A 20,407-nucleotide genomic window follows, 5' to 3' on the forward strand; every position below is an offset into this window, starting at 1 on the left:
CATGAGCGAGCCCGATCCCACCCTGCGTCCCGAACCGCTGGAGGGCGAGACCGAGGACCGGGCCCTGCGCCCGCAGGCGCTTGGCGATTTCGTAGGCCAGGCCGAGGCGCGCGCCAATCTGCGCGTCTTCATCGAAAGCGCGAAGATGCGCGGGAAGGCGATGGACCACACGCTGTTCTTCGGCCCTCCGGGCCTTGGCAAGACCACGCTCGCCCAGATCATGGCGCGCGAACTGGGGGTGAATTTCCGCATGACCTCGGGGCCGGTGCTGGCGCGGGCTGGCGATCTGGCGGCGATCCTGACCAATCTCGAGGCCCGCGACGTGCTGTTCATCGACGAGATCCACCGCATGAACCCGGCCGTGGAAGAGGTGCTTTACCCGGCGATGGAGGATTTCGAGCTGGACCTGGTGATCGGCGAGGGCCCGGCGGCGCGGACCGTGCGGATCGAGCTGCAGCCCTTCACCCTTGTCGGGGCGACGACGCGGTTGGGCCTGCTGACCACGCCGCTCAGGGATCGTTTCGGCATCCCGACCCGGCTGCAATTCTACGAGGTCGAGGAACTCGACCATATCGTCCAGCGCGGCGCCCGGTTGCTGGGGATCGAGGTCGAACAGGAGGGCACGCTTGAAATCGCCCGCCGCTCGCGTGGCACGCCGCGCATCGCGGGGCGGCTGCTGCGCCGGGTGGTGGATTTCGCGCTGGTCGAGGGCGATGGCCGCCTGACCCGCGCCATTGCCGATTCCGCCCTGACCCGGTTGGGCGTGGACGATATCGGGCTGGACGGGGCCGACCGCCGCTACCTGAAGCTGATGGCCGAACATTATGGCGGCGGCCCGGTCGGGGTCGAGACCCTGTCGGCGGCGCTGTCGGAAAGCCGCGATGCGATCGAGGAGGTGATCGAGCCCTTCCTGTTGCAGCAAGGGCTGATCGCGCGGACGCCTCGTGGCCGTCAATTGGCCCCTCGTGCCTGGCGGCATATGGGGCTGGCGGCGCCGGTCGCCCCCGGACAGGAAGACCTGTTCGAGGGATAGGCGCCGGGTGGGGCTCTGCCCCGCCCGTCCCTTGCGGGCCGGGCCCCCCGGGATATTTTTCGTGAAGAAGAAGCCGGGAAATCCGGCGAGCGGTTACGGTGTCAGCCCTTCGGGGTCGGGCAGGCCGTTCGCGCGGGCGGTGGCGGTCAGGGTATTGGCCAGCAGGCAGGCGATGGTCATCGGGCCGACACCGCCGGGGACCGGGGTGATGGCGCCCGCGACCTGCGCGGCCTCGGCGAAATCGACATCGCCCACAAGCCCGTCATCGGTGCGGTTGATGCCGACATCGATCACCGTCGCGCCGGGCTTGATCCAGTCGCCCTTGACGAAATGCGCCCGGCCGACGGCGGCGATGACGATATCGGCGGTTCGGCACAGTTCGGGCAGGTTTTGCGTGCGCGAATGGGCGATGGTGACCGTGGCGCTGTCGCGCAGCAACAGCTGGGCCATCGGCTTGCCGACGATATTGCTGCGCCCGATGACAAGGGCGTTCTTGCCCGACAGGCTGCCCAACCGGTCGCGCAACAGCATCAGGCTGCCAAGCGGCGTGCAGGGCACCATTGCCTTCTGCCCGGTGGCCAGCCGTCCGACATTCAGGATATGGAAGCCGTCGACATCCTTTTCCGGCCGGATCGCGTTGGTCACCCTGGCCTCGTCCATATGATCGGGCAGGGGAAGCTGCACGAGGATGCCGTTCACCGCCGGATCCTCGTTCAACTGCTCGACCAGCGCCAGCAGCTCGGCCTCGGGCGTCTCAGCGGGCAGGCGATGCTCGAAGGAGTTCATGCCCGTCTCGCGGGTCTGCTTGCCCTTCGAGCGCACATAGACCTGGCTGGCCGGATCCTCACCCACCAGAACCACGGCGAGGCCCGGCGTGATGCCGCGTTCCTTCATGGCGGCGGTATGTTCGGCGATGCGCTCGCGCAACCCGGCTGCAAAGGCTTTCCCGTCGATCGGAGTGGCTGTCATTCGTGGTCTCCCTTCAGATGGCGGTTTTCCTGCGCGATGGCGGCCTCGACCAGCTGGCGCCAGATCGTGCCGATCAGCTCGGGGTCGAGGCCCTTTGCCGTGGCGTGACGGCGCGCATTCGCGACGACCTCCTCGACCCGCCAATCGATGCGCGCGGGCAGGGCGCGGTCCTTCTTGATCTGCGCGGCCCGGTCGATCAGTGCCCGGCGCCGGGCCAGTAACGCGATCAGCTCGGCATCCAGCGCGTCGATTTCGGCGCGCAGGGCGGGCATGTCCGGAATATCGTCTATCTCACTCATGCTGACCGGGACATGCACCGGGACGGGGCCGGTTGCAAGCGATGCCTTGGTCGCAGCTTTGCTGTTTCGTGGCGCCGCGATCGGGGATAGCATCCGGGTTATGCGCAGAAGATCGAAAGGAGATCGCGATGCCGACGAAGAATGTTGCCTACCGGACCAGTGCCACTGCGACCGGAGGCGGACGTGACGGAAAATCCAAGGTGGATGACGGCAGTTTCACCGCCGATCTGACCGTTCCCAAGGAATTGGGCGGGCCGGGTGGCGACGGGCTCAACCCCGAGAAACTGTTCGCGACCGGTTACGCGGCCTGTTTCATGGGGGCGATGCGCCATTATGCGGCATCCAAGAAGATCGCGGTGCCGGATGACGCAAGCGTGCAGGTCAGCGTGGGGATCGGTCCGCGCGAAGACACCGGTTTCGGTCTGGATGTCGAGATCAGCGTCAGCCTGCCGGGTGTCGATCGCGAGACCGCCGAGGACCTGGTCGCGGGCGGCCACGTGGTCTGCCCCTATTCCGACGCGACCCGTGGATCGCTGAATATCACCCCGAAACTGGCCTGATCCACATCATGCTGAAATGAAAGACCCCGGTCCTTATGGGCCGGGGTCTTGTCTTGAGCCTATGCCGGGGCCGGATCGCCGCCCGGAGCGGGCTTGCCAGCCTTGGGCACCGAGGCCACCGAGGGGATCAGGCTGCCCGGCGCGTCATCGTCATCGTCCTCCAGATGTTCGCCCCGGGTGATCTTGCGGATTTCCTCGCCGGTCAGGGTCTCGTATTCCAGAAGGCCCTGGGCAAGACGCTCGAATTCCTCTTCCTTTTCAAGCAGGATGCTGCGGGCGTGCTGATAGCCCTCTTCGATCAGGTCATGGACCTCCTGCTCGATCAGCTCCTTGGTCGAGGCAGAGATCGAGAAACCGCCGGTGCTGCCGTTATAACCCTCGGCCGCCTCGGCATAGTCGATATTGCCGACCTTATCCGACATGCCCCACCGCATCACCATGGCGCGGGCAAGCTGGCTGGCCTGCTGGATATCGCCGGCCGGGCCGTTGGACACGCCATCCTCACCGTATTTGATGATCTCGGCGGCCTTGCCGGCCATGGTCATGGCCAGCTTCTGCTTGACCTCGTCCTTGTGGAAATTCAGCCGGTCCATCTCGGGCAGGCTGACGACCATGCCGAGCGCGCCGCCGCGCGGGATGATGGTGGCCTTGTAGACCGGGTCGCATTTCGGCAGCGACAGGCCGACAATGGCGTGACCGGCCTCGTGATAGGCGGTCTTTTCCTTCTGCTCGGGCGTCAGCACCATGCTGCGGCGTTCGACCCCCAGCATGACCTTGTCCTTGGCATTCTCGAAATCGACCATGGCGACGAAACGCCGCCCGATCCGCGCCGCCATCAGCGCGGCCTCGTTCACGAGGTTCATCAGGTCCGCGCCCGAGAAGCCCGGCGTGCCGCGTGCGATCAGGCGCAGATCGACATCGGGACCGACCGGCACCTTGCGGGAATGCACGGCCAGGATCTTCTCGCGGCCCTTGATATCGGGATTGGGGACATGGATCTGCCGGTCGAAACGGCCCGGGCGCAGCAGCGCGGGGTCCAGCACGTCCTTGCGGTTGGTCGCGGCGATGACGATGATGCCCTCATTGGCCTCGAACCCGTCCATCTCGACCAGAAGCTGGTTCAGCGTCTGCTCGCGCTCGTCATTGCCGCCGCCGATGCCGACACCGCGCGAACGGCCCACCGCGTCGATCTCGTCGATGAAGACGATGCAGGGGGCGGATTTCTTGGCCTGTTCGAACATGTCGCGAACCCGAGACGCGCCGACGCCCACGAACATCTCGACGAAATCCGAGCCCGAGATGGTAAAGAACGGCACCCCGGCCTCGCCGGCGATTGCGCGCGCCAGCAGGGTCTTACCGGTGCCCGGAGGGCCGACCAGCAGCCCGCCCTTGGGGATCTTGCCGCCGAGACGGCTGAATTTCTGCGGATTGCGCAGGAATTCGACGATCTCCTCCAGCTCTTCCTTGGCCTCGTCGATGCCGGCCACATCGTCGAATGTCACCCGGCCATGCTTTTCGGTCAGCAGTTTCGCGCGGCTTTTGCCAAAGCCCATCGCGCCGCCTTTTCCACCGCCCTGCATCCGGTTCATGAAGAAAATCCACACGCCGATCAGCAGGATGAAGGGCAGCCAGACCCCCAACAGGGACATGAAGCCCGATTGCTGCTGCTTGACCACCTGCACCTCGATGCCCTTGTCGATCAGCTTGTCGGCGATTTCCTCGCCGACCGGGCGGACCGAGGTATAGCTTTGCCCATCGGTGCCGGTGATCGTCAGCTCTTCGCCGTCGATGGTGACGGCGGTGACCTGGTCCTTGTCGACACGTTCGATGAAGTTGGAATAGCTGATCTGCCGGCTGTTCATGTTCGATGAGCCATCGCTGAACAGATTGAACAGCGCCAGAATCATCAGGAACAGAACCACCCAGAAGGCGAGATTACGTGCGTTGCCCAAAACGGGTCCTCCGGCAAGATACGGTTTGAGATGAAAATAGGGATTATCGCCGCAGGTTCAATGCGCCATCAGCAAGCCGAGCAAATCATTCTTGTCCCGGAGAGGCAAAATTTGGTGAGTTTTTTCCCCATTCGCAAGTGGTGCGGCCACCAGTTCACCGCCGTTCCAGATCGCCGGACTGGCGGCGGCCTCGTCCCGCGTCAGGCCGGTGGCGCGCCAATCCGTCCCTGACAGGGGCGAATATCCCAGGGCCGCGACATGTTCTTGCGGTTGCAATCCGATGATTCTCCAGCGGTTATCCCAGGTGGGGCCGCGGCTGGTCCCGGCGCGCAGCGCGGCGGCGGGTTCGCGGCTGAACCGCAAATCACTCTCCGTGGGCTCGATCAGCGCCCCGTCCAGCGTGACCCGGCCGCCCGATGAGATCGCTTTCATCGCATGCAGCACGGTCGAGCGGCGCGGGGGATAATCCGCGCCGGTAATCCAGCGGCAACCGGCGATCAGCAGGCGGCGGGCGATTTCCGGCGGTGCCTCGCGAATCGGCAGAAGGGGCAGGATCAGCGTGCCGTTGCGGGCAATCGCCCCGGCTACGGTCTCTGCCGTGCAATGGGACAGCGCCTCGCGCGCGTCGCGCAGGTTCTCTGCCGAGCGGGCCAGCGCATCGGGAGCGATCCCGAGCGCCGCCATCGCCTGGCGGATTCGGACGCGGTCGAAATCGGCGTTCTCGTTGCTGGGATCGTCGATCCAGCCGATGCCCCGCCCTGTCAGCCATTCGCGCAGTTCCGCCCGACCGACCTGCAGCATCGGGCGCAGCCAGGTGATCCCCATCGCCTCGCGGCGCTCTGCCATGCCCGCCAGACCGTCGATGCCCGCGCCACGCATCAGGCGCATCAGCAGCGTTTCCGCCTGGTCATCGGCCGTATGTCCAAGCGCGATGGCGGGCAGGCGGTGTTCCCCTGCCCATTCCGACAAGAGCGTCAGCCGGGCATTGCGCGCATTCGCCATCAGGTTTCCCGGCAGATCGCCACCATGCTGCCAGGGCAGGCGGTCATGGGGCAGGTCCAGCGCGGATGCCGCCTGCGCGACCCGCTCTGCCTCATCGGTGCTTTCCGGGCGCAGGCAGTGATCCACCGTCGCCACGCGGATATTCCGGCCCGAGGCCCATTCGGCAATGACATGCATCAGGGCGATGGAATCGCCACCGCCCGAAACCGCCACGCCGAGACCGGGCAGATCGCCCGCCAGGCGGTCCAGCGCCGCGTGAATCCGTGCCGCCGGATCAGTCCCGGCGGCGCACATTCATCCGCTCATTCATGTTCGGCCAGATCGGCGGCAGCCTCGGGGTCCATCTCGGCGGTTTCCCCGGAGGCGGGACCGTTATTGCCGCAATCCAGCGCCACCATCCGGCTCTCGGCCTCGATGGCGGGGGCACTGTCAGGGAAGCGGGCCGGGATCTCGGCAAGATAGAGGCAGGCCGCGACCGGATCGCCGTCATTCTCGATCACGCGGGCGATCCCCAGCAGGCTGTCACCGGCCCGCGCGCTGTTCGGATCGGCGGTGAACCCCTCCAGCCAGGCAGCGGCGGCGGCCTGGGGCTGCCCCGCATTGTCCAGAGCCGCTCCCCGCAGATACAACGCCTCTGCCGTCAGCGGACCGCCCGCATGTTTCTCGGCGACGGCGGCGAACATCTCGGCGGCACGCTGGAAATCGCCGTTGTTCAGCGCGTCATGGGCCGCGTCGAAATCGGCCCGTTCGGCGGTGGAGGCCGTGGAGTTTTGCCCGGCGGCGGGGGCGGAACCCGATTCGATCTGCGGAACCACGGTCACGCCGGAATTTGCCTCGACCGGATCGGGGGTGGTCAGCGCACCCAGGTCACAGGTCTCGTCCATCTCGCACAGGCGGAACTCGACATCGTCGATGCGCCGGGTGTTTTCATCGAGCACCTGCCGGATGCGGTTCTGCAACTGCTCGGTCTGGTTGGTCAGCTTCGTCAGCTGCTCTTCCATGGCATTCATGCGGTCGATGGCGGCGGCGCCCCCGACCTGCTGGTAGCCTTCCGATCCGGCGGCCCGCAACTCGGCCCGCAGATCCTGCAACTGGCTGCGCAGATCAGAGACCTCGGTCCGCAGGTCGGCCAGCGTCGGCTCTTGCGCCGCGACCGGCAGAGCCATCATCGCGACCAGCGTGGCGGCGGCGACGGCCCGGCGGATCACGTGCCAGTCCCCGTATCGCTCACCACGGTGACGGCGCGGCGGTTCTGGGCATAGCAGCTTTCGTTCGAGCAAATCTCGGCGGGGCGCTCCTTGCCGAAGCTCAGCGTGCGGACGCGGTCCGAGGATACGCCTTGCGCGACCAGGTATTCCTGGACCGCGCTGGCGCGCCGCGCGCCCAGGGCGAGGTTGTATTCGCGGGTGCCGGTTTCCTCGGCATGGCCCTGCACCACGGCCGAGAAATTGCCGTGCTTGTTCAGCCATTCGGCCTGCCGGGCCAGGATCGCGCGGGCATCGCCGCTCAGCGTCGTCTGGTTGGCGGCGAACAGCACCGTGTTGCCGACCTGGTCGTTGAAATACTGGGCGGTCGCCTCGCCGCTCAGCGTGCCCCCGGCCAGGTCGCCCTGGTAAAGCGCGCCATTGCCCTGGTTGGCATAAGGGTCCTGCACCTGCGGCGGCGGGGCAGGCTGCGTGCAGGCGGCAAGCCCGAGGAAAGAGGCGGAGAGAAGGATCAGATATGGTTTCATTGCAAGGTCCCTACGGCAAAAGCGGACCCCAGGAGGGATCCGATGCGGCAAAATCGAGTTTCATTGGGCGCATGTTGCGCCCGGTGATATCGACCGAGTGCAGGCGCGGCTGGCCATCGCCGCCCGGTGTGACACGCGTGAACATGATGACGCGCCCATTGGGGGCCCATGTCGGGCCTTCGTCAAGGAAGGAATCGGTCAGGGTCTTCTCGCCCTCGCCATCCTTGCGCATCACCCCGATATGGAAGCGGTCGCCAAGCTGCTTGGTAAAGGCAATCATGTCGCCCTTGGGCGACCATGCCGGATCGCCATAGCGGCCTTCGCCAAAGCTGATCCGGGTGGGCTCGCCGCCCTCAAGGCCCATCACGTAAAGCTGGGGCGTGCCCGAACGGTCGGATTCGAACACGACCTGCTTGCCGTCGGGGCTGAAGCTGGGCGAGGTCTCGATCGACGGCGAGTCGGTCAGCGGCCGCTGCGCGCCCGTGGCGGCATCCATCAGCCAGATATCCGTGTTGCCGCTTTTCTCCAGCGAATAGACGATCCAGCGGCCATCCGGGGAATAGCGGGGCGAAAAGGCCATGCTGCCGCCCCCCTGGGTGACCGCCTTGGCGGTGACCGAGGCCACGTCCAGCGACTGGATCTGCGGAAAGCCGCTGTCAAAGCTGGTGAACAGGATCTTCTTGCCATCGGGCGAGAATTGCGGCGCCAGGACCAGCGAGGAACTGTCGGTCATCCACAGGATATTCGCGCCGTCGTAATCCATCACCCCGATCCGCTTGATCCGGGCATCCTTGGGGCCGGTTTCCTGTACGAAGGCCACCCGGCTGTCGAAATAGGGGGCCTCGCCGGTCAGCCGGGAATAGATCTGGTCGGCGATCTTGTGGGCGGCGCGGCGCCAGTCGCTGGCGCGGGCGACGAATTGCATCCCGTCGCCAAGCGGCTGGCCCGCGAAAACGTCGAACAGCCGGAACTTGACGCTGATCTCTTCGCCCTCTCCGGTCACCTCGGCGGTGACCAGCGCCTGCGCGTTGATCGTGCGCCATTCTTCGTAGGCGACGGCATCGGCAAAACTGCCGCGGCTGGCGACATGCGCCTCGGCCGGGATCTCGCGGAACAGCCCGGTGCCGGTCAGGTCATCCGCGACCACCTGCCGGATTTTCGAGGCGGCCTCGGCATCGCCGTGAAATTCCGGGATCGCCATGGCGACCGGTTCAGAGACGCCATCGGTGATCTCGATTCTGAGCGGGCCGTCCTGCGCCAGCGCGGGAAGGGCGGTCATGGTGCCGCCGGTCGCGCAAAGCACAAGGGCAAGCGCGGGGGCGAGGGCGGGGGCAAGGGTCAGGTTACGGAACATGCTGTCCTCTTTAGCGTCATTGGCGTCGGGGCAAAAGCCGGGTTTCGCCCCGACCTTACTACTCGAATGCAATTCCTTCCGGGCGGAAATCCACGATGACATCGCGCCAGCGCCCGTATTTCTCGCGCGGGAGCGGAAATCCCGACCGTCCGCAATTCCGGATCGCGCGGCTGGCGGTTTCATAGGCGATCTGCACGGCGGTCTGTGAAGATCCGCCCTGCGAATCGATCAGGCGCAGGCTGGCCGGTTCGGGGCGGCCATCGGGAGTCATCCTGAACTCGATCGAAACCGTGGTGCGGGCGGCATCGATCGACAATGCGCCGCGGTTCCAGCAATCCTCCAGCGCCAGCCTGAATCCTTCGCGTTCCGACAGCGAAAGGGGCTGGCCAAGCGGCGCAGCCCCCCCTGTTCCTGTCGTTGCCTCGGATTGCTGATCGGGATCCGGTAGCGGCGTCGGCGTGATCGGCACCGGGTTGAGCTGGTTCGGCTCGGGGGCCGGTTCGGGCTCGTCTGCCGGGGGGGAGTTGCCTTGCGACATGGCCTCGGACAGAGCCGCCGAGAGCGGGTCCTGCTCGACCGAGGCACCGCTGCCGCCTTCGATCCGCTGAACATCGTCCCCGCCCGTCTGGCCGGTTGAGGCGGTGTCCTCGCCTTCGCTGCCGGATTCGGCTTCCTGGGCTTCGCGCAGGGCATCTTGCAGCGCCTGCTGTTCTGCGGCCTCGCGTTCGGCTTCCTCTTCGGCTGCGCGGCGTTCGGCTTCTTCGCGCTCGGCTGCGGCCCGGCGTTCTTCCTCGGCCTGGCGGGCTTCTTCTTCGGCGCGGCGCTGCTCTTCCTCGCGCGCGGCCTGTTCCGCGGCTTGGCGTTCCTGTTCTTCGCGTGCGGCCTGTTCGGCTGCCTGCCGTTCTTCCTCGGCCCGTCGGGCTTCCTCTTCGGCGCGGCGCTGCTCTTCTTCGCGTGCGGCCTGTTCCGCGGCTTGGCGTTCCTGTTCTTCGCGTTCAGCCTGTTCGGCTGCGCGACGTTCTTCTTCGGCCTGACGCTGCTCTTCTTCCCGCGCGGCTTGCTCCGCCGCCCGGCGTTCCTCTTCCGCCCGAGCCTCTGCCGCGCGTTGCTCCTCGGCTTCGCGCTCTGCTTGCGCGGCAGCCTCGGCCTCCGCCTCCTGCCGTGCCTGCTCGGCCGCCTGCCGTTCCGCGGCCTCTGCGGCCTCTGTGGCAAGGCGCTCTGCCTCGCGGCTGGCCTCTGCCGCCGCCTCTCTTGCGGCCTCCTGCTCGGCGACGCGGGCGTTGAAAGCCTCAACCAGCCCGTCCGGGCGGTCCTGCGGGCGTGTCGACTGGTCCAGCGCCAGCGCGGAACGAGGCGCCACCGGCTCGATGCTCTCATCCTGTTCCGATGGTGCGGGCCGCGATGGCTGGGCATCGGCTTCAGGCTGCGCGCTTTCCGCCGGGGCGGGCGGGGCGGCCTCCTCGACAGGCTCCGGCGCTGCGGGCGTGTCGGGCAGGTCGGTCGCCACATCCACCGGCTCGCGCGGCTCGAAATCGCTCAGATCCGGCTGTGACTCGGATGTGTCGGGCTCTGCCAGTTCCTGCGCCTCATCCTCGGAGTCCGGTGCGGTCGCCTCGGCAGCCGGAGCCGCCGGCGCATCCTCGGTTTCGGGTTCCGAGATCTCGGCGACCGCCGTGGCCTCGGGGGCGACGGGACCGGCCCCGCGCGAGGCGGCGGCATATTCCTCGAACTCGGCCCCGCTCATCGTCGCCACCTCGGTCATGCGCACGGGCTGCGAGGGCTGCGGGCGGAGCAGTACCCCGCCCAGAAGCGCCCAGAGGATCAGCGCCGCATGCGCGACGCCCGAGATCCACCAGCCGATGCGCTCTTCCCGGTCGGACATGGATCAGCCATCCATCCGCGGGCCGCCGGTATCGGTGACCAGCACGATATTGGTGAATCCGGCGGCGTTCAGGGCGCCCATCACCTGTACGACGCGGGCATAGGGAATGCCGCCATCGGCGCGCAGGAAGATGCGGTCGGTCTGCCGCTCGGCCAATATGGCGCGCAGCCGCTCGACCACCTGGTCGTCGGCGACCGGTTCGTTCATCAGCGTGACCTCGCCCTCGGCGGGGATCGAGACCACCAGCGGCTCCTCCTGTTCCGAGGGAACGGCGGTCGCGGCGGTGCGCGGCAGGTTCAGCGGCACGCCCGCGGTCATCAGCGGCGCGGCGACCATGAAGATCACCAGCAGCACCAGCATCACGTCCACGAAGGGCGTGACGTTGATCTCGGACATCGGCGCGTTGCGCCTGCGTCCGCGACCCTTGCGCCTTACCCGTTTGACGATATCCGACATCGCCCGCCCTCAGCCTTCATCGTCCAGCTGCCGCGACAGCAGGGTCGAGAATTCATCCGCGAAGCTTTCCCAGTTGCCGACGACGCGATCGGCATCGCCCGACAGCTTGTTATAGAAGATCACCGCCGGGATCGCCGCCAGCAGGCCAAGAGCGGTTGCCAGCAATGCCTCGGCAATGCCCGGCGCGACGACGGCAAGGCTGGTATTTTGCGACATCGCGATGCCCTCGAAGGCGTTCTTGATGCCCCAGACCGTGCCGAAAAGCCCGATAAAGGGCGCGGTCGCCCCCACCGTGGCAAGGAAGGACAGCCCGCGGAACAGCCGCGTCTCCTCGCGCTGGATGGCCACGTTCATGGCCCGGTCGATGCGCTGCGTGCCGCCGGGGATCAGCGCCCCGTCCTCGCGATGGCTGCGGCGCCATTCGGTCATGCCGGCCGAGAAAATCCGTTCGGATGCGCCCGAGGGGCGCTCGCCAAGCCGGTCATACAGGTCGTCCAGCGGCTCGCCGGACCAGAAGGAACGGTCGAATCTGCCTGCCTCCCGCCTTGCATTGGCGAAGGTAAGGAATTTCTGGATGATGATTGCCCACCCCCAGAAAGAGGCGATGATCAGGATGATCATCACGACCTTGACCGTCAGCGAGGCGCGCATGAAAAGCGCCACCAGCGAGAAATCGAGGGCCTGTGCGGCCTGAATGGGTTCCATTGTCACTGCCTCATCTTGTCGGGCGCGTTTCGCGGGCCTTCTACCGCTTGTTTATCAGCAGTTTCACCCCCCGCTACAACACAATAGCGTCAATTCGTCGTGCCGCGAAGTCAGCGGAACGAGAGCTTGTGCGCCGCGATGGCCTGATAGGCCGGGCGCAGGTTGTCTGCCAGCCGGGCCAGATCGCCCTCCAGTTCCGGCAGCGGCCCCTCGGGCCCGGCGAAGCCGGTCGAGCGGTTGACCGCGTCATACCAGACCGCGCCCCAGACCCCGTCTTCCGGATGCGGGCCGGGGCTCCATGACAGCATCCTCCCGCTATAGGCGATGCCGATGCCTTCGCACAGCGCCGACAGCGCACGGGCCGGGTCGCGGCGGATATCGGCGCTGTCGATGACCAGGGGCGCGGGACCGCGCGCCGCCATCTGCCGGAACATCTCCCATTGCCGGTCAAAGCCCAGCTCGGCCGGATCGGGCAGCCCGCGCTTGGCCGCGAAAGAGGCGGCGACGCGTTCCGGCTCGCGGATCAGGAAGACATTGGCGAGTGTATCGGTCCAGTCCAGATCCATGCCGGGCAGCATATGCTGGACCATGTGCTTCTGATACTGGATCGGCTGCCCGCACGGGTCCACGGTCAGACCGGGCAGCACTTCGCGCCAATCGGCTGCCTGGCTGGCGATCACCTCGTCGCGCATCGGATGGGGCAGGCCGGTGCGGGTCAGGTAATGGGCATAGAAGGGCTCGTCCACGCAGGCGCAATCGCCGCGCGCCCCAAATGCGCGCATCATCGCGGTGGAGAGGTTGCGCGGCCCCGACCACATGGCGATCCGTTTCGTGTCAGCCATGCGCGCCTCCCTTGAGCGCGGCGGCGAGCGGGGCGGGCAGCCGGGCAGGGCGGCCCGATGGTCCAAGACAGGCGACGGTGACGCGGGCGGTGAACAGCACTTCCTCGCCGCGCCGCACCGACTGGTTCAGGACCACCCGCGCGGGCGATGCGGTCGCGAGATCGGTCGTGACCTCCAGCAGATCGTCGAATTTCGCCGGGCGCAGGTAATCCGCCTCGACCCGGCGCACGGCAAAGACATGTCCACCGTTTTCCTTCATCGCCGCCTGGTCGATGCCGAGCGCGCGCAGCCATTCCGACCGTCCCCGCTCGATGAATTTCAGGTAATTGGCGTAATAGACGATCCCGGCCAGGTCGGTGTCCTCGTAATAGACGCGCAGGGTCAGGCGATGTGTCATCAGGGCTCCATTCGGCAGGGATCGTCTTTCGGAACCTATCTCGTTCACAACCGCCCGCCGGACGCAACCTGCAGCACTTGCAGATTGTGCAATCCTGTCGAACAGAGAAAGCGAAAAATCGCGCCTAATCTTCCCCCGGCGGCGGGCCTATCTCGGTGTCATCGAACCGACGCAATCAAGCGCCGATTGAAGAAGGAAGACGAAAATGAAAGTCATTACAACCGGTTTGGTCGCTCTCGCCCTTGCTGCTGGCGCTGCTTCGGCAAGCAATTTCCCCGAAACCCACCGCAATGCCAGCGTCGAACGCCCGGCCCCCAATACCACGCAAATCGAGGTCAAGGCCGGCAAGGTGCTGACGACGCGCGAATTGCAGAGCGCCAATCTGTCCGCGGACGATCTGATCACCGTGACCAGCTTCCCGACCAGCGAATGGGCCAAGACCCATTACGAGCGTTGATTGCTCCGCCCGGAGGCATCCGCAATCCCGCGGATGCCTCATGGCGCGGCAGCGACAGGTGAGGCCGTCCCGTTTGGGGCGGCTTTTTTTGTTTGGGGGGCGGGGTAACTGAGGGGCTTTGAGTCCATAGCCGCCCTTCGTCAGGCCCACAGGGTCTGAGGCCAGAGCAGGTCTTCAAGGTCCTCAAGCCGCTTGACCGACGACTGCCAATCGTTGATGGCGATGTGGCGCAGGTCACTTGCCCCGTGGAGCATCATTAGCGTTGTCAGGCGTCGCCGCATGGCATCATCGTAATCCTCTGCGGACATGCGATAGCCTTCCAGGAGGGCCCGGAGCCGGCCAGGAACGCCTGCACACATGAAGGTGCTCGGACCCAAGAGATCGTATTCCCGCCAGCCTGTCATCACATCGCCAAAGTCGATGACAGCTGCGAGCCGCCAGCCATCAGGTGTTTCTGTCAGAAGCAGGTTTTCTGGGATCCATTCCCCAGTTAGGATCACAGGTTGCACTTCCGCCGGCAGTACCGAGGGCGCGGCGCGCAGAAGAGGCGGCAGTTCGGCCAACAGGTGCTCCGGCAATCCCTGACGCCTATGCCGCTCGATACAGCCTTCGGCTTGGTGCTTGATGAAGTCCGGCCACGCGGGCGGCATTTCAAGCAACTTACCGGGATCGACGGTTTGAACTTCAGCAATGGTGCGCCCGATGTCACCCAGGATGTATATGCGCTCTTGCTCAGATAGCTCTGGCCAGACCTCGGAACCTACTCTGCCGGACAGTTTAGTGATAATTAGCCATGACCAACCGCTGTCCTTTCCTTCCGCCACGATTCGGGGAATTGGGACGGTCAGACGTCCGTCGAGCTGGCGCAGCGCAAGGCGCTCGGCCGCGAACTGTGCGGCGTAGATCGGAGGGAAAATCTTCAGGATGGCATCGCCGGTCAAGTCGATAACAAGATTGGTGCCGGTCTTGAAGGAAGTGGGTGACACGGCATCGACATTTGCCCCGTGCGCAATTCCCATGACGACAGGCAACCAGAGGTCTGGGGCAGACCGCCACCGCTTAAAATCCTCCGCATTTGAGATGTCTGGCCAGGTTTTCATGCTCTTTCCTTTAGTTATGCAGGATAAGAAGCCATGAAGAGGAAAGGTGCAATGTTTGCTCCGTCCGCAAAATACCCGCAAAACCCGCGCCACGCATTTTTTCCTGAAGCCCCGACCCTACGCGCACAACCATCCCACGCAGCTAACCCTCGCGTGACCCTCTCACCCACCAAACCCCCCGCACGTTTTTTTCACCCCAAGCCCTTGCGCAAACTGCATTATGAGAACATCTCATCCGCCATGGACATCACCGTTCTCCGCACATTCATCAGCATTCTCGACGAGGGCAGCTTCTCTGCCGCGGCCCGGAGGATGGGGATATCGCGCAGCCTGTGCAGCAAGTATATCTCGGATCTCGAGGCCGATCTGGGGGCGAGGCTGCTGTCGCGCACGACCCGGGCCCTGCGCCCCACCGCGCTGGGGCTGGAATACAGCCGCCAAATCCGCGAGGTGCTGCGCCAGCTCGACGGCGCGAACGAGATGGTGCGCGACGCCTCGGCCCATCCCGCCGGCGCGCTCAAGATCGGGGCGCCGGCCTCCTATATCCACAAGCTGTTCCGGCCGCATCTGATGCGCTTCATGGACGATCACCCCGATATCCGGCTCGAGATGGTGCTGGATGACGGGGTCACCGACCTGATCGGCGGCGGCTATGACGCGGTGATCCGGATCGGTTTCCTCGAGGATTCGGCGCTGCATGCCCGCAAGCTGCACGAGGCGGGGATCCTGCTGGTCGCCTCGCCCGGCTATGTTGAACGGCATGGCGAGCCGGTGGCGCCTTCGGACCTGACACGCCATAGCTGCCTGCATTACACCAATCTGCGCGGGCCGGGGACATGGCCCCTGCGCTGCGGCAAGGAGGTGTTCTACCAGAAGGTCCAGCCGGTCTTCTCGACCAATGACACCGAGCTGCTGCATTCCCTGGCCGTCGGCGGCAAGGGCGTGGCGCTGCTGCCGCAATTCACCATCGCCGATGATCTCGAGGCGGGGCGGCTATTGCCGCTGATGACCAATTTCGCGCTGCCCGATATCCCGGTCAGCCTGGTCTATCCGACGGGAAAGCTGATGACCGCGGCGATGCGCAGTTTCCTGGATTTCACCACGCATCTGCGGCTGCCTTAGCGGCCCGGCGAGTTCAGCCCTCTTTCGCCGCCGCCATCCGCGCCGCCAGCCGCAAGGCATGGGCGGGATCCGTCGCGGCCAGGGGCAGGACCGGATCATAGGCCGCCCGGATCAGCGCCGCCATCTCCGGCGAGGGTGCGATGTCGCGGGCGAAACTCAGCGCGCTGCGCATCGTCACGGCTTCGGCCAGCGCGGCCGGATGGGCCTCGGCCAGGGCTCCGGTCATGCGCAAGAATCCCATGCAGGCGCGGATCCCGCCATCGGCGTCAAAGCGGAACAGCCGGTATTGATCCGCATCATCGGCTTGCAGCCGCGCGGGCAGGCCGGGCTGTCCGGTCAGCCGGTCGAGATCGGGAACCTCTTCCAGCTCGGCCCAGTCACGCAGGAAGAACAGCATCAGGTTGCTGCCCATTTCGGGATCGGTCTCGGCAACCGGATGCCCGGCATGCGCGAACCCGGCCCTGATCGCGCCCCGAAAGATATCGAGGCTCTCATCCGCCAGCCCGAAAATCACCGGCGCCACCGGCCGCCCCCAGCGGGCGCAGAGATATGTCCCGTCCTGCCGGGTAAACAATTCGGTGATCTGCTCGGGCGTCATCCGGGCCTCGTATATTTCTTCTTCAGGCAAATATCCTGGGGGGAGTCGTCATGCAGATGACGACGGGGGGCAACGCCCCCCGCCATCCCATCCGCTCAATTCAACGCCTCAACCGACAATCGTCGCCTCGGTCGCGGCGCGGATCTCGTCTTCGGTCACGCCATCGGCGGTCTCGACGATCCTCAGCCCACCCTCGACGACATCCAGAACGCCCAGGTTGGTGATGATCCGGTTCACGACGGCCTTGCCGGTCAGCGGCAGGGTGCATTGCTTCAACAGCTTCGACTCACCGGCCTTGTTGGTGTGATCCATGACCACGATGACATTGCGCACACCGGCGACCAGGTCCATCGCGCCGCCCATGCCCTTGACCAGCTTGCCGGGGATCATCCAGTTCGCGAGATCGCCATTCTCGGCCACCTCCATTGCGCCCAGGATCGCCGCCGCGATCTTGCCGCCGCGGATCATGCCGAAACTCATCGCGCTGTCGAAGAACGAGGTGCGGTCCAGCTCGGTGATGGTCTGCTTGCCGGCATTGATCAGGTCCGGATCCTCCTCGCCCTCATAGGGGAAGGGGCCCATGCCCAGCATGCCGTTCTCGGATTGCAGGGTGATGTCCTTGTCACCGACGTAATTGGCCACCAGCGTCGGAATCCCGATGCCGAGATTGACATACATGCCGTCTTCCAGTTCCTGCGCCGCCCGCGCGGCCATCTGGTTGCGATCCCAAGGCATTACGCGGTCTCCTTCTTGCGGGTGGTGCGCTGTTCGATGCGCTTTTCGTGATCGCCCTGGATGATGCGATGCACATAGATGCCGGGCAGGTGGATATGGTCGGGATCGATGCTGCCACGCGGCACGATCTCTTCGACCTCGACCACGCAGACGCGCCCGCACATCGCCGCCGGAGGGTTGAAATTGCGCGCCGTCTTGCGGAACACGAGATTGCCGGTGTCGTCGGCCTTCCATGCCTTGACGATGGACAGATCGGCGAAGATGCCGCGCTCGAGGATATAATCCTCGCCGTCGAAGGTCTTGGCCTCCTTGCCCTCGGCAATCTGGGTGCCGACGCCGGTCTTGGTGTAGAAGCCGGGAATGCCCGCGCCGCCGGCGCGCATCCGCTCGGCCAGGGTGCCCTGCGGGTTGAATTCCAGTTCCAGTTCGTCCGACAGGTATTGCCGCATGAATTCGGCATTCTCACCGACATAGGAGGACATCATCTTCCTGATCTGCCTGCTGTCCAGAAGCTTGCCGAGGCCGAATCCGTCCACCCCGGCATTGTTGCTGGCCACGGTCAGGTCCTTGACGCCGCTTTTCACGATCGCGTCGATCAGCAATTCGGGAATCCCGCAAAGGCCGAAACCGCCTGCCGCGATCAGCATCCCGTCTTTCAAGAGGCCATCAAGCGCCTCGTCCGCATTCGAATAGACCTTTTTCATCGGTCCTCCCCTGGTGAATCCGCGTGTCAGAAACCTTGTGGCCCGAGGCGAAGCTCAAGTCAATCTGACCAGCCGGGCCGCAACGCGCGAAAGAAAAATCGCAAACGGTGTTGCCATTGATCGGATACGGGGTTTTACTCGCTTCGCGCTGAACAACCATAGCATAACAGGGAGAGCGCCTATTGCTGGACAATACTTCGGGTGACGCATTCGTCGCTTTCGAACACGTGCAGAAAAGCTATGACGGCCAAACACTTGTCGTCAAAGACTTGAACCTGTCCATCGCCAAGGGAGAGTTCGTGACGATGCTCGGCCCCTCCGGTTCGGGCAAGACCACATGCCTGATGATGCTGGCAGGATTCGAGACCGCGACTCATGGCGAGATCCGTCTCGATGGCCGCCCCATCAACCAGGTGCCGCCGCATAAGCGCGGCATCGGCATGGTCTTCCAGAACTATGCGCTGTTTCCGCATATGACGGTGGGCGAGAACCTGTCCTTTCCGCTGGAAGTGCGGGGCATGGGCAAGGCGGAACGCGAGACCCGCATCAAGCGCAGCCTCGACATGGTGCAGATGGGGGCCTTTGCAAATCGCCGCCCGGCGCAATTGTCGGGCGGGCAGCAGCAGCGGATCGCCTTGGCGCGGGCACTGGTCTTCGATCCGCACCTGGTGCTGATGGACGAGCCGCTGGGCGCGCTGGACAAGCAGCTTCGCGAGCATATGCAGTTCGAAATCAAGCATTTGCACGAAGAACTTGGAATCACCGTCGTCTATGTCACCCATGACCAGACCGAGGCGCTGACCATGTCGGACCGGATCGCGGTCTTCGATGATGGCCGTATCCAGCAGCTTGCCACGCCGAACCAGCTCTATGAGCAGCCAGAGAACAGCTTTGTTGCCGGGTTCATCGGTGAAAACAACGCCTTGCCCGGGGTTATCGAGAAACTGGATGGCGACAAGGCGCTGGTCAAGCTGGGAGATGGAGAGGTAATCGACGCGACCGCGGTCAATATCCGCGAGCGCGGGCAGAAGACCACCGTGTCGATCCGTCCCGAGCGGGTGGAGTTCAAGCCCGAGATGATGCCGCCCGGCGCGCATACGATCGAGGCCGATGTGCTGGAGGTGGTCTATATGGGCGATATCCTGCGGACCCGGCTGCGCGTGGCGGGGAATGACGATTTCATCATGAAATGCCGCAACACCATCGGACAAACACGGCTGGAACCTGGCCAGAAGATCCGCATCGGCTGGCATCCGCAGGACGCCCGCGCGCTGGATCCGATCTGACCGGCGGCGTCCGATCCTGATTCCGGCCTGGGGCAGGCCGGGACAACGAGAATAAAGCGAAAATATTCAGATATTTGGAGCTGAAACCATGAAACAAACTCTTGCTTTGACAACCGCACTCGGCCTGGTCGCAATGCCGGCACTCGCCGATGTGAACCTGCTGTCCTGGGGCGGCGCCTATGGCAACAGCCATGTCGAGGCCTACGCCAAGCCTTTCGAGGCCGAGACCGGCATCAAGGTCAATGTCGCCGATGCCGACAACCCGGCCACGCCGATCAAGGCGATGGTCGAGGCGGGCAATGTCACCACCGATGTCGCCTCGGTCGAATATGCCGACGCGGTGCGGCTTTGCGACGAGGGGCTGCTGGAACTGATCGACGCCTCGGGGCTTGCCCCGGCAGAGGGTGGCGGCGATGCGGCCGAGGATTTCATCGAGGGCGCGATCACCGATTGCTTCGTGGGCACCGATGTCTATTCCATGGTGCTGGCCTATGACGACAGCAAGTTCCCCGATGCCAAGCCCACGACCCCGGCGGATTTCTTCGATCTCGAGGGTTTCCCCGGCAAGCGCACCATGCGCAAGGGCGCCAAGTTCAACCTGGAACTGGCGCTGATGGCCGATGGCGTGCCGGCGGGTGAGGTCTATGACCTGCTGGAAACTCCCGAGGGCGTGGAACAGGCCTTTGCCAAGCTGGACACGATCAAGGATGACGTGATCTGGTGGGAAGCCGGCGCGCAGCCGCCGCAGCTTCTGGCCGATGGCGAGGTGACCATGGCCTTTGCCTTCAACGGGCGGATCTTCAATGCCGCGCAGGGCGAGGGCAAGCCGTTCGAGATCATCTGGGACGGCCAGATCTACGAGATGGAAGGCTGGGTGATCCCGAAAGGCGCGCCGAACATGGAAGAGGCGCTGGAATTCGTCAGCTTCTCGACCGCGCCCGCGCAGCAGGCCCGCGCTGCCGAGTTCATCAGCTATGGTCCGCCGCGCAGATCGGCCGCCGCGCTGGTCGGCAATATCGAGGGCACCGAGGATCCGATGGGCCCGCATCTGCCCACGACCGAGGAGAACATGACCAATGCGCTAGGCTCGAACCTGGATTTCTGGGTCGATCACGATGCCGAGCTGAACGAGCGGTTCAACAGCTGGCTGGCCAGCTGAGCCTGCGTCCCGCGAAGGCCGGGGGTTTCACACCCCGTCGCCGGCTGGTTCTCGAACCAGTGG

22 protein-coding genes are annotated in these 20,407 nt (G+C 65.1%); 6 read left to right on the plus strand and 16 right to left on the minus strand.

Annotation, left to right across the window (positions count from 1 at the left end):
* The first annotated feature begins 1 nt into the window (after position 1).
* On the plus strand, positions 2-1,033 hold the full coding sequence (ruvB, locus tag JHX88_RS06850; protein WP_076527182.1) for a Holliday junction branch migration DNA helicase RuvB: 1,032 nt from the start codon (positions 2-4) through the stop codon (positions 1,031-1,033).
* A gap of 93 nt (positions 1,034-1,126) precedes the next feature.
* On the opposite strand, the gene folD is transcribed toward ruvB, so the two are convergent.
* Together folD and JHX88_RS06860 are read right to left on the minus strand one after the other, a co-directional pair.
* Positions 1,127-2,002, minus strand: a complete 876-nt coding sequence (gene folD, locus JHX88_RS06855; protein ID WP_076527181.1) for a bifunctional methylenetetrahydrofolate dehydrogenase/methenyltetrahydrofolate cyclohydrolase FolD — start codon at positions 2,000-2,002, stop codon at positions 1,127-1,129.
* Positions 1,999-2,301, minus strand: coding sequence for a chorismate mutase (locus JHX88_RS06860; protein WP_076527255.1), 303 nt, complete (start codon positions 2,299-2,301; stop codon positions 1,999-2,001). Before JHX88_RS06860 ends, folD begins: the two co-directional genes overlap by 4 nt.
* Before the next feature lie 128 nt (positions 2,302-2,429).
* Between JHX88_RS06860 and JHX88_RS06865 the strand changes: the two genes are divergently transcribed.
* Positions 2,430-2,861, plus strand: coding sequence for an organic hydroperoxide resistance protein (locus JHX88_RS06865; protein ID WP_076527180.1), 432 nt, complete (start codon positions 2,430-2,432; stop codon positions 2,859-2,861).
* 59 nt (positions 2,862-2,920) lie between these two features.
* Here the strand turns inward: JHX88_RS06865 and ftsH are convergent, their stop codons facing one another.
* The 10 genes from ftsH to ybgC form a co-directional block, all read right to left on the minus strand.
* The gene (ftsH, locus tag JHX88_RS06870; protein WP_076527179.1) at positions 2,921-4,813 is read right to left on the minus strand and encodes an ATP-dependent zinc metalloprotease FtsH; all 1,893 of its coding nucleotides are present in this window, start codon (positions 4,811-4,813) and stop codon (positions 2,921-2,923) included.
* A gap of 57 nt (positions 4,814-4,870) precedes the next feature.
* Positions 4,871-6,109, minus strand: coding sequence for a tRNA lysidine(34) synthetase TilS (gene tilS, locus JHX88_RS06875; protein WP_084203226.1), 1,239 nt, complete (start codon positions 6,107-6,109; stop codon positions 4,871-4,873).
* A gap of 8 nt (positions 6,110-6,117) precedes the next feature.
* Complete coding sequence (locus JHX88_RS06880) at positions 6,118-7,023, minus strand: tetratricopeptide repeat protein (protein WP_272848205.1); 906 nt, start codon at positions 7,021-7,023, stop codon at positions 6,118-6,120.
* On the minus strand, positions 7,020-7,547 hold the full coding sequence (pal, locus tag JHX88_RS06885) for a peptidoglycan-associated lipoprotein Pal (RefSeq protein WP_076527178.1): 528 nt from the start codon (positions 7,545-7,547) through the stop codon (positions 7,020-7,022). Before pal ends, JHX88_RS06880 begins: the two co-directional genes overlap by 4 nt.
* A 10-nt stretch (positions 7,548-7,557) precedes the next feature.
* Entirely contained in the window at positions 7,558-8,889 is a 1,332-nt protein-coding gene (tolB, locus tag JHX88_RS06890; RefSeq protein WP_176011472.1) for a Tol-Pal system beta propeller repeat protein TolB, read from the minus strand.
* A gap of 70 nt (positions 8,890-8,959) precedes the next feature.
* On the minus strand, positions 8,960-10,783 hold the full coding sequence (locus JHX88_RS06895) for a hypothetical protein (protein WP_076527176.1): 1,824 nt from the start codon (positions 10,781-10,783) through the stop codon (positions 8,960-8,962).
* A 3-nt stretch (positions 10,784-10,786) separates the two neighbouring features.
* The gene (tolR, locus tag JHX88_RS06900; protein ID WP_076527175.1) at positions 10,787-11,239 is read right to left on the minus strand and encodes a protein TolR; all 453 of its coding nucleotides are present in this window, start codon (positions 11,237-11,239) and stop codon (positions 10,787-10,789) included.
* 9 nt (positions 11,240-11,248) lie between these two features.
* A complete protein-coding gene (gene tolQ / locus JHX88_RS06905) occupies positions 11,249-11,944 on the minus strand; it encodes a protein TolQ (protein WP_076527174.1) in 696 nt (231 codons plus the stop codon).
* Between the two features lie 110 nt (positions 11,945-12,054).
* On the minus strand, positions 12,055-12,786 hold the full coding sequence (locus JHX88_RS06910) for a sulfotransferase-like domain-containing protein (protein WP_076527173.1): 732 nt from the start codon (positions 12,784-12,786) through the stop codon (positions 12,055-12,057).
* Positions 12,779-13,183 (minus strand): tol-pal system-associated acyl-CoA thioesterase, encoded by a 405-nt coding sequence (gene ybgC, locus JHX88_RS06915; protein WP_076527172.1) that lies wholly within the window; start codon positions 13,181-13,183, stop codon positions 12,779-12,781. The genes JHX88_RS06910 and ybgC overlap by 8 nt, the downstream gene beginning before the upstream one ends.
* A gap of 205 nt (positions 13,184-13,388) precedes the next feature.
* Here ybgC and JHX88_RS06920 point away from each other — a divergent pair, with 205 nt between their 5' ends.
* On the plus strand, positions 13,389-13,640 hold the full coding sequence (locus tag JHX88_RS06920) for a hypothetical protein (protein ID WP_076527171.1): 252 nt from the start codon (positions 13,389-13,391) through the stop codon (positions 13,638-13,640).
* Between the two features lie 140 nt (positions 13,641-13,780).
* On the opposite strand, the gene JHX88_RS06925 is transcribed toward JHX88_RS06920, so the two are convergent.
* Entirely contained in the window at positions 13,781-14,740 is a 960-nt protein-coding gene (locus tag JHX88_RS06925) for an aminoglycoside phosphotransferase family protein (protein ID WP_076527170.1), read from the minus strand.
* Between the two features lie 240 nt (positions 14,741-14,980).
* Between JHX88_RS06925 and JHX88_RS06930 the strand changes: the two genes are divergently transcribed.
* Complete coding sequence (locus JHX88_RS06930) at positions 14,981-15,862, plus strand: LysR family transcriptional regulator (RefSeq protein ID WP_076527169.1); 882 nt, start codon at positions 14,981-14,983, stop codon at positions 15,860-15,862.
* 13 nt (positions 15,863-15,875) lie between these two features.
* On the opposite strand, the gene JHX88_RS06935 is transcribed toward JHX88_RS06930, so the two are convergent.
* The 3 genes from JHX88_RS06935 to JHX88_RS06945 all read right to left on the minus strand — a co-directional run bounded on the left by JHX88_RS06935 (position 15,876) and on the right by JHX88_RS06945 (position 17,899).
* Positions 15,876-16,460: a hypothetical protein gene (locus JHX88_RS06935; RefSeq protein ID WP_076527168.1), complete on the minus strand. Its 585-nt coding sequence runs from the start codon at positions 16,458-16,460 to the stop codon at positions 15,876-15,878.
* 108 nt (positions 16,461-16,568) lie between these two features.
* The gene (locus JHX88_RS06940) at positions 16,569-17,195 is read right to left on the minus strand and encodes a CoA transferase subunit B (RefSeq protein WP_076527167.1); all 627 of its coding nucleotides are present in this window, start codon (positions 17,193-17,195) and stop codon (positions 16,569-16,571) included.
* Complete coding sequence (locus tag JHX88_RS06945) at positions 17,195-17,899, minus strand: CoA transferase subunit A (protein ID WP_076527166.1); 705 nt, start codon at positions 17,897-17,899, stop codon at positions 17,195-17,197. The genes JHX88_RS06940 and JHX88_RS06945 overlap by 1 nt, the downstream gene beginning before the upstream one ends.
* A gap of 182 nt (positions 17,900-18,081) precedes the next feature.
* On the opposite strand from JHX88_RS06945, the gene JHX88_RS06950 reads away from it, so the two are divergent.
* Both JHX88_RS06950 and JHX88_RS06955 read left to right on the plus strand, forming a co-directional pair.
* Positions 18,082-19,185 carry an ABC transporter ATP-binding protein gene (locus JHX88_RS06950; RefSeq protein ID WP_076527165.1) on the plus strand — a complete coding sequence of 368 codons (1,104 nt, stop codon included), beginning with the start codon at positions 18,082-18,084 and terminating at the stop codon, positions 19,183-19,185.
* A gap of 88 nt (positions 19,186-19,273) precedes the next feature.
* Complete coding sequence (locus JHX88_RS06955; protein WP_076527164.1) at positions 19,274-20,344, plus strand: ABC transporter substrate-binding protein; 1,071 nt, start codon at positions 19,274-19,276, stop codon at positions 20,342-20,344.
* The last annotated feature ends 63 nt before the right edge of the window (positions 20,345-20,407 follow it).

It is taken from the genome of Paracoccus saliphilus (assembly GCF_028553805.1).
GTDB classification, from domain to species: domain Bacteria; phylum Pseudomonadota; class Alphaproteobacteria; order Rhodobacterales; family Rhodobacteraceae; genus Paracoccus; species Paracoccus saliphilus.

Coding starts and splice junctions, on each gene's coding strand:
- ruvB (WP_076527182.1), top strand. CDS start 2: ATGAGCGAGCCCGATCCCACCCTGCGTCCCGAACCGCTGGAGGGCGAG.
- folD (WP_076527181.1), bottom strand. CDS start 2,002: ATGACAGCCACTCCGATCGACGGGAAAGCCTTTGCAGCCGGGTTGCGC.
- JHX88_RS06860 (WP_076527255.1), bottom strand. CDS start 2,301: ATGAGTGAGATAGACGATATTCCGGACATGCCCGCCCTGCGCGCCGAA.
- JHX88_RS06865 (WP_076527180.1), top strand. CDS start 2,430: ATGCCGACGAAGAATGTTGCCTACCGGACCAGTGCCACTGCGACCGGA.
- tilS (WP_084203226.1), bottom strand. CDS start 6,109: ATGTGCGCCGCCGGGACTGATCCGGCGGCACGGATTCACGCGGCGCTG.
- pal (WP_076527178.1), bottom strand. CDS start 7,547: ATGAAACCATATCTGATCCTTCTCTCCGCCTCTTTCCTCGGGCTTGCC.
- JHX88_RS06895 (WP_076527176.1), bottom strand. CDS start 10,783: ATGTCCGACCGGGAAGAGCGCATCGGCTGGTGGATCTCGGGCGTCGCG.
- tolR (WP_076527175.1), bottom strand. CDS start 11,239: ATGTCGGATATCGTCAAACGGGTAAGGCGCAAGGGTCGCGGACGCAGG.
- tolQ (WP_076527174.1), bottom strand. CDS start 11,944: ATGGAACCCATTCAGGCCGCACAGGCCCTCGATTTCTCGCTGGTGGCG.
- JHX88_RS06910 (WP_076527173.1), bottom strand. CDS start 12,786: ATGGCTGACACGAAACGGATCGCCATGTGGTCGGGGCCGCGCAACCTC.
- ybgC (WP_076527172.1), bottom strand. CDS start 13,183: ATGACACATCGCCTGACCCTGCGCGTCTATTACGAGGACACCGACCTG.
- JHX88_RS06920 (WP_076527171.1), top strand. CDS start 13,389: ATGAAAGTCATTACAACCGGTTTGGTCGCTCTCGCCCTTGCTGCTGGC.
- JHX88_RS06925 (WP_076527170.1), bottom strand. CDS start 14,740: ATGAAAACCTGGCCAGACATCTCAAATGCGGAGGATTTTAAGCGGTGG.
- JHX88_RS06930 (WP_076527169.1), top strand. CDS start 14,981: ATGGACATCACCGTTCTCCGCACATTCATCAGCATTCTCGACGAGGGC.
- JHX88_RS06935 (WP_076527168.1), bottom strand. CDS start 16,460: ATGACGCCCGAGCAGATCACCGAATTGTTTACCCGGCAGGACGGGACA.
- JHX88_RS06940 (WP_076527167.1), bottom strand. CDS start 17,195: ATGCCTTGGGATCGCAACCAGATGGCCGCGCGGGCGGCGCAGGAACTG.
- JHX88_RS06945 (WP_076527166.1), bottom strand. CDS start 17,899: ATGAAAAAGGTCTATTCGAATGCGGACGAGGCGCTTGATGGCCTCTTG.
- JHX88_RS06955 (WP_076527164.1), top strand. CDS start 19,274: ATGAAACAAACTCTTGCTTTGACAACCGCACTCGGCCTGGTCGCAATG.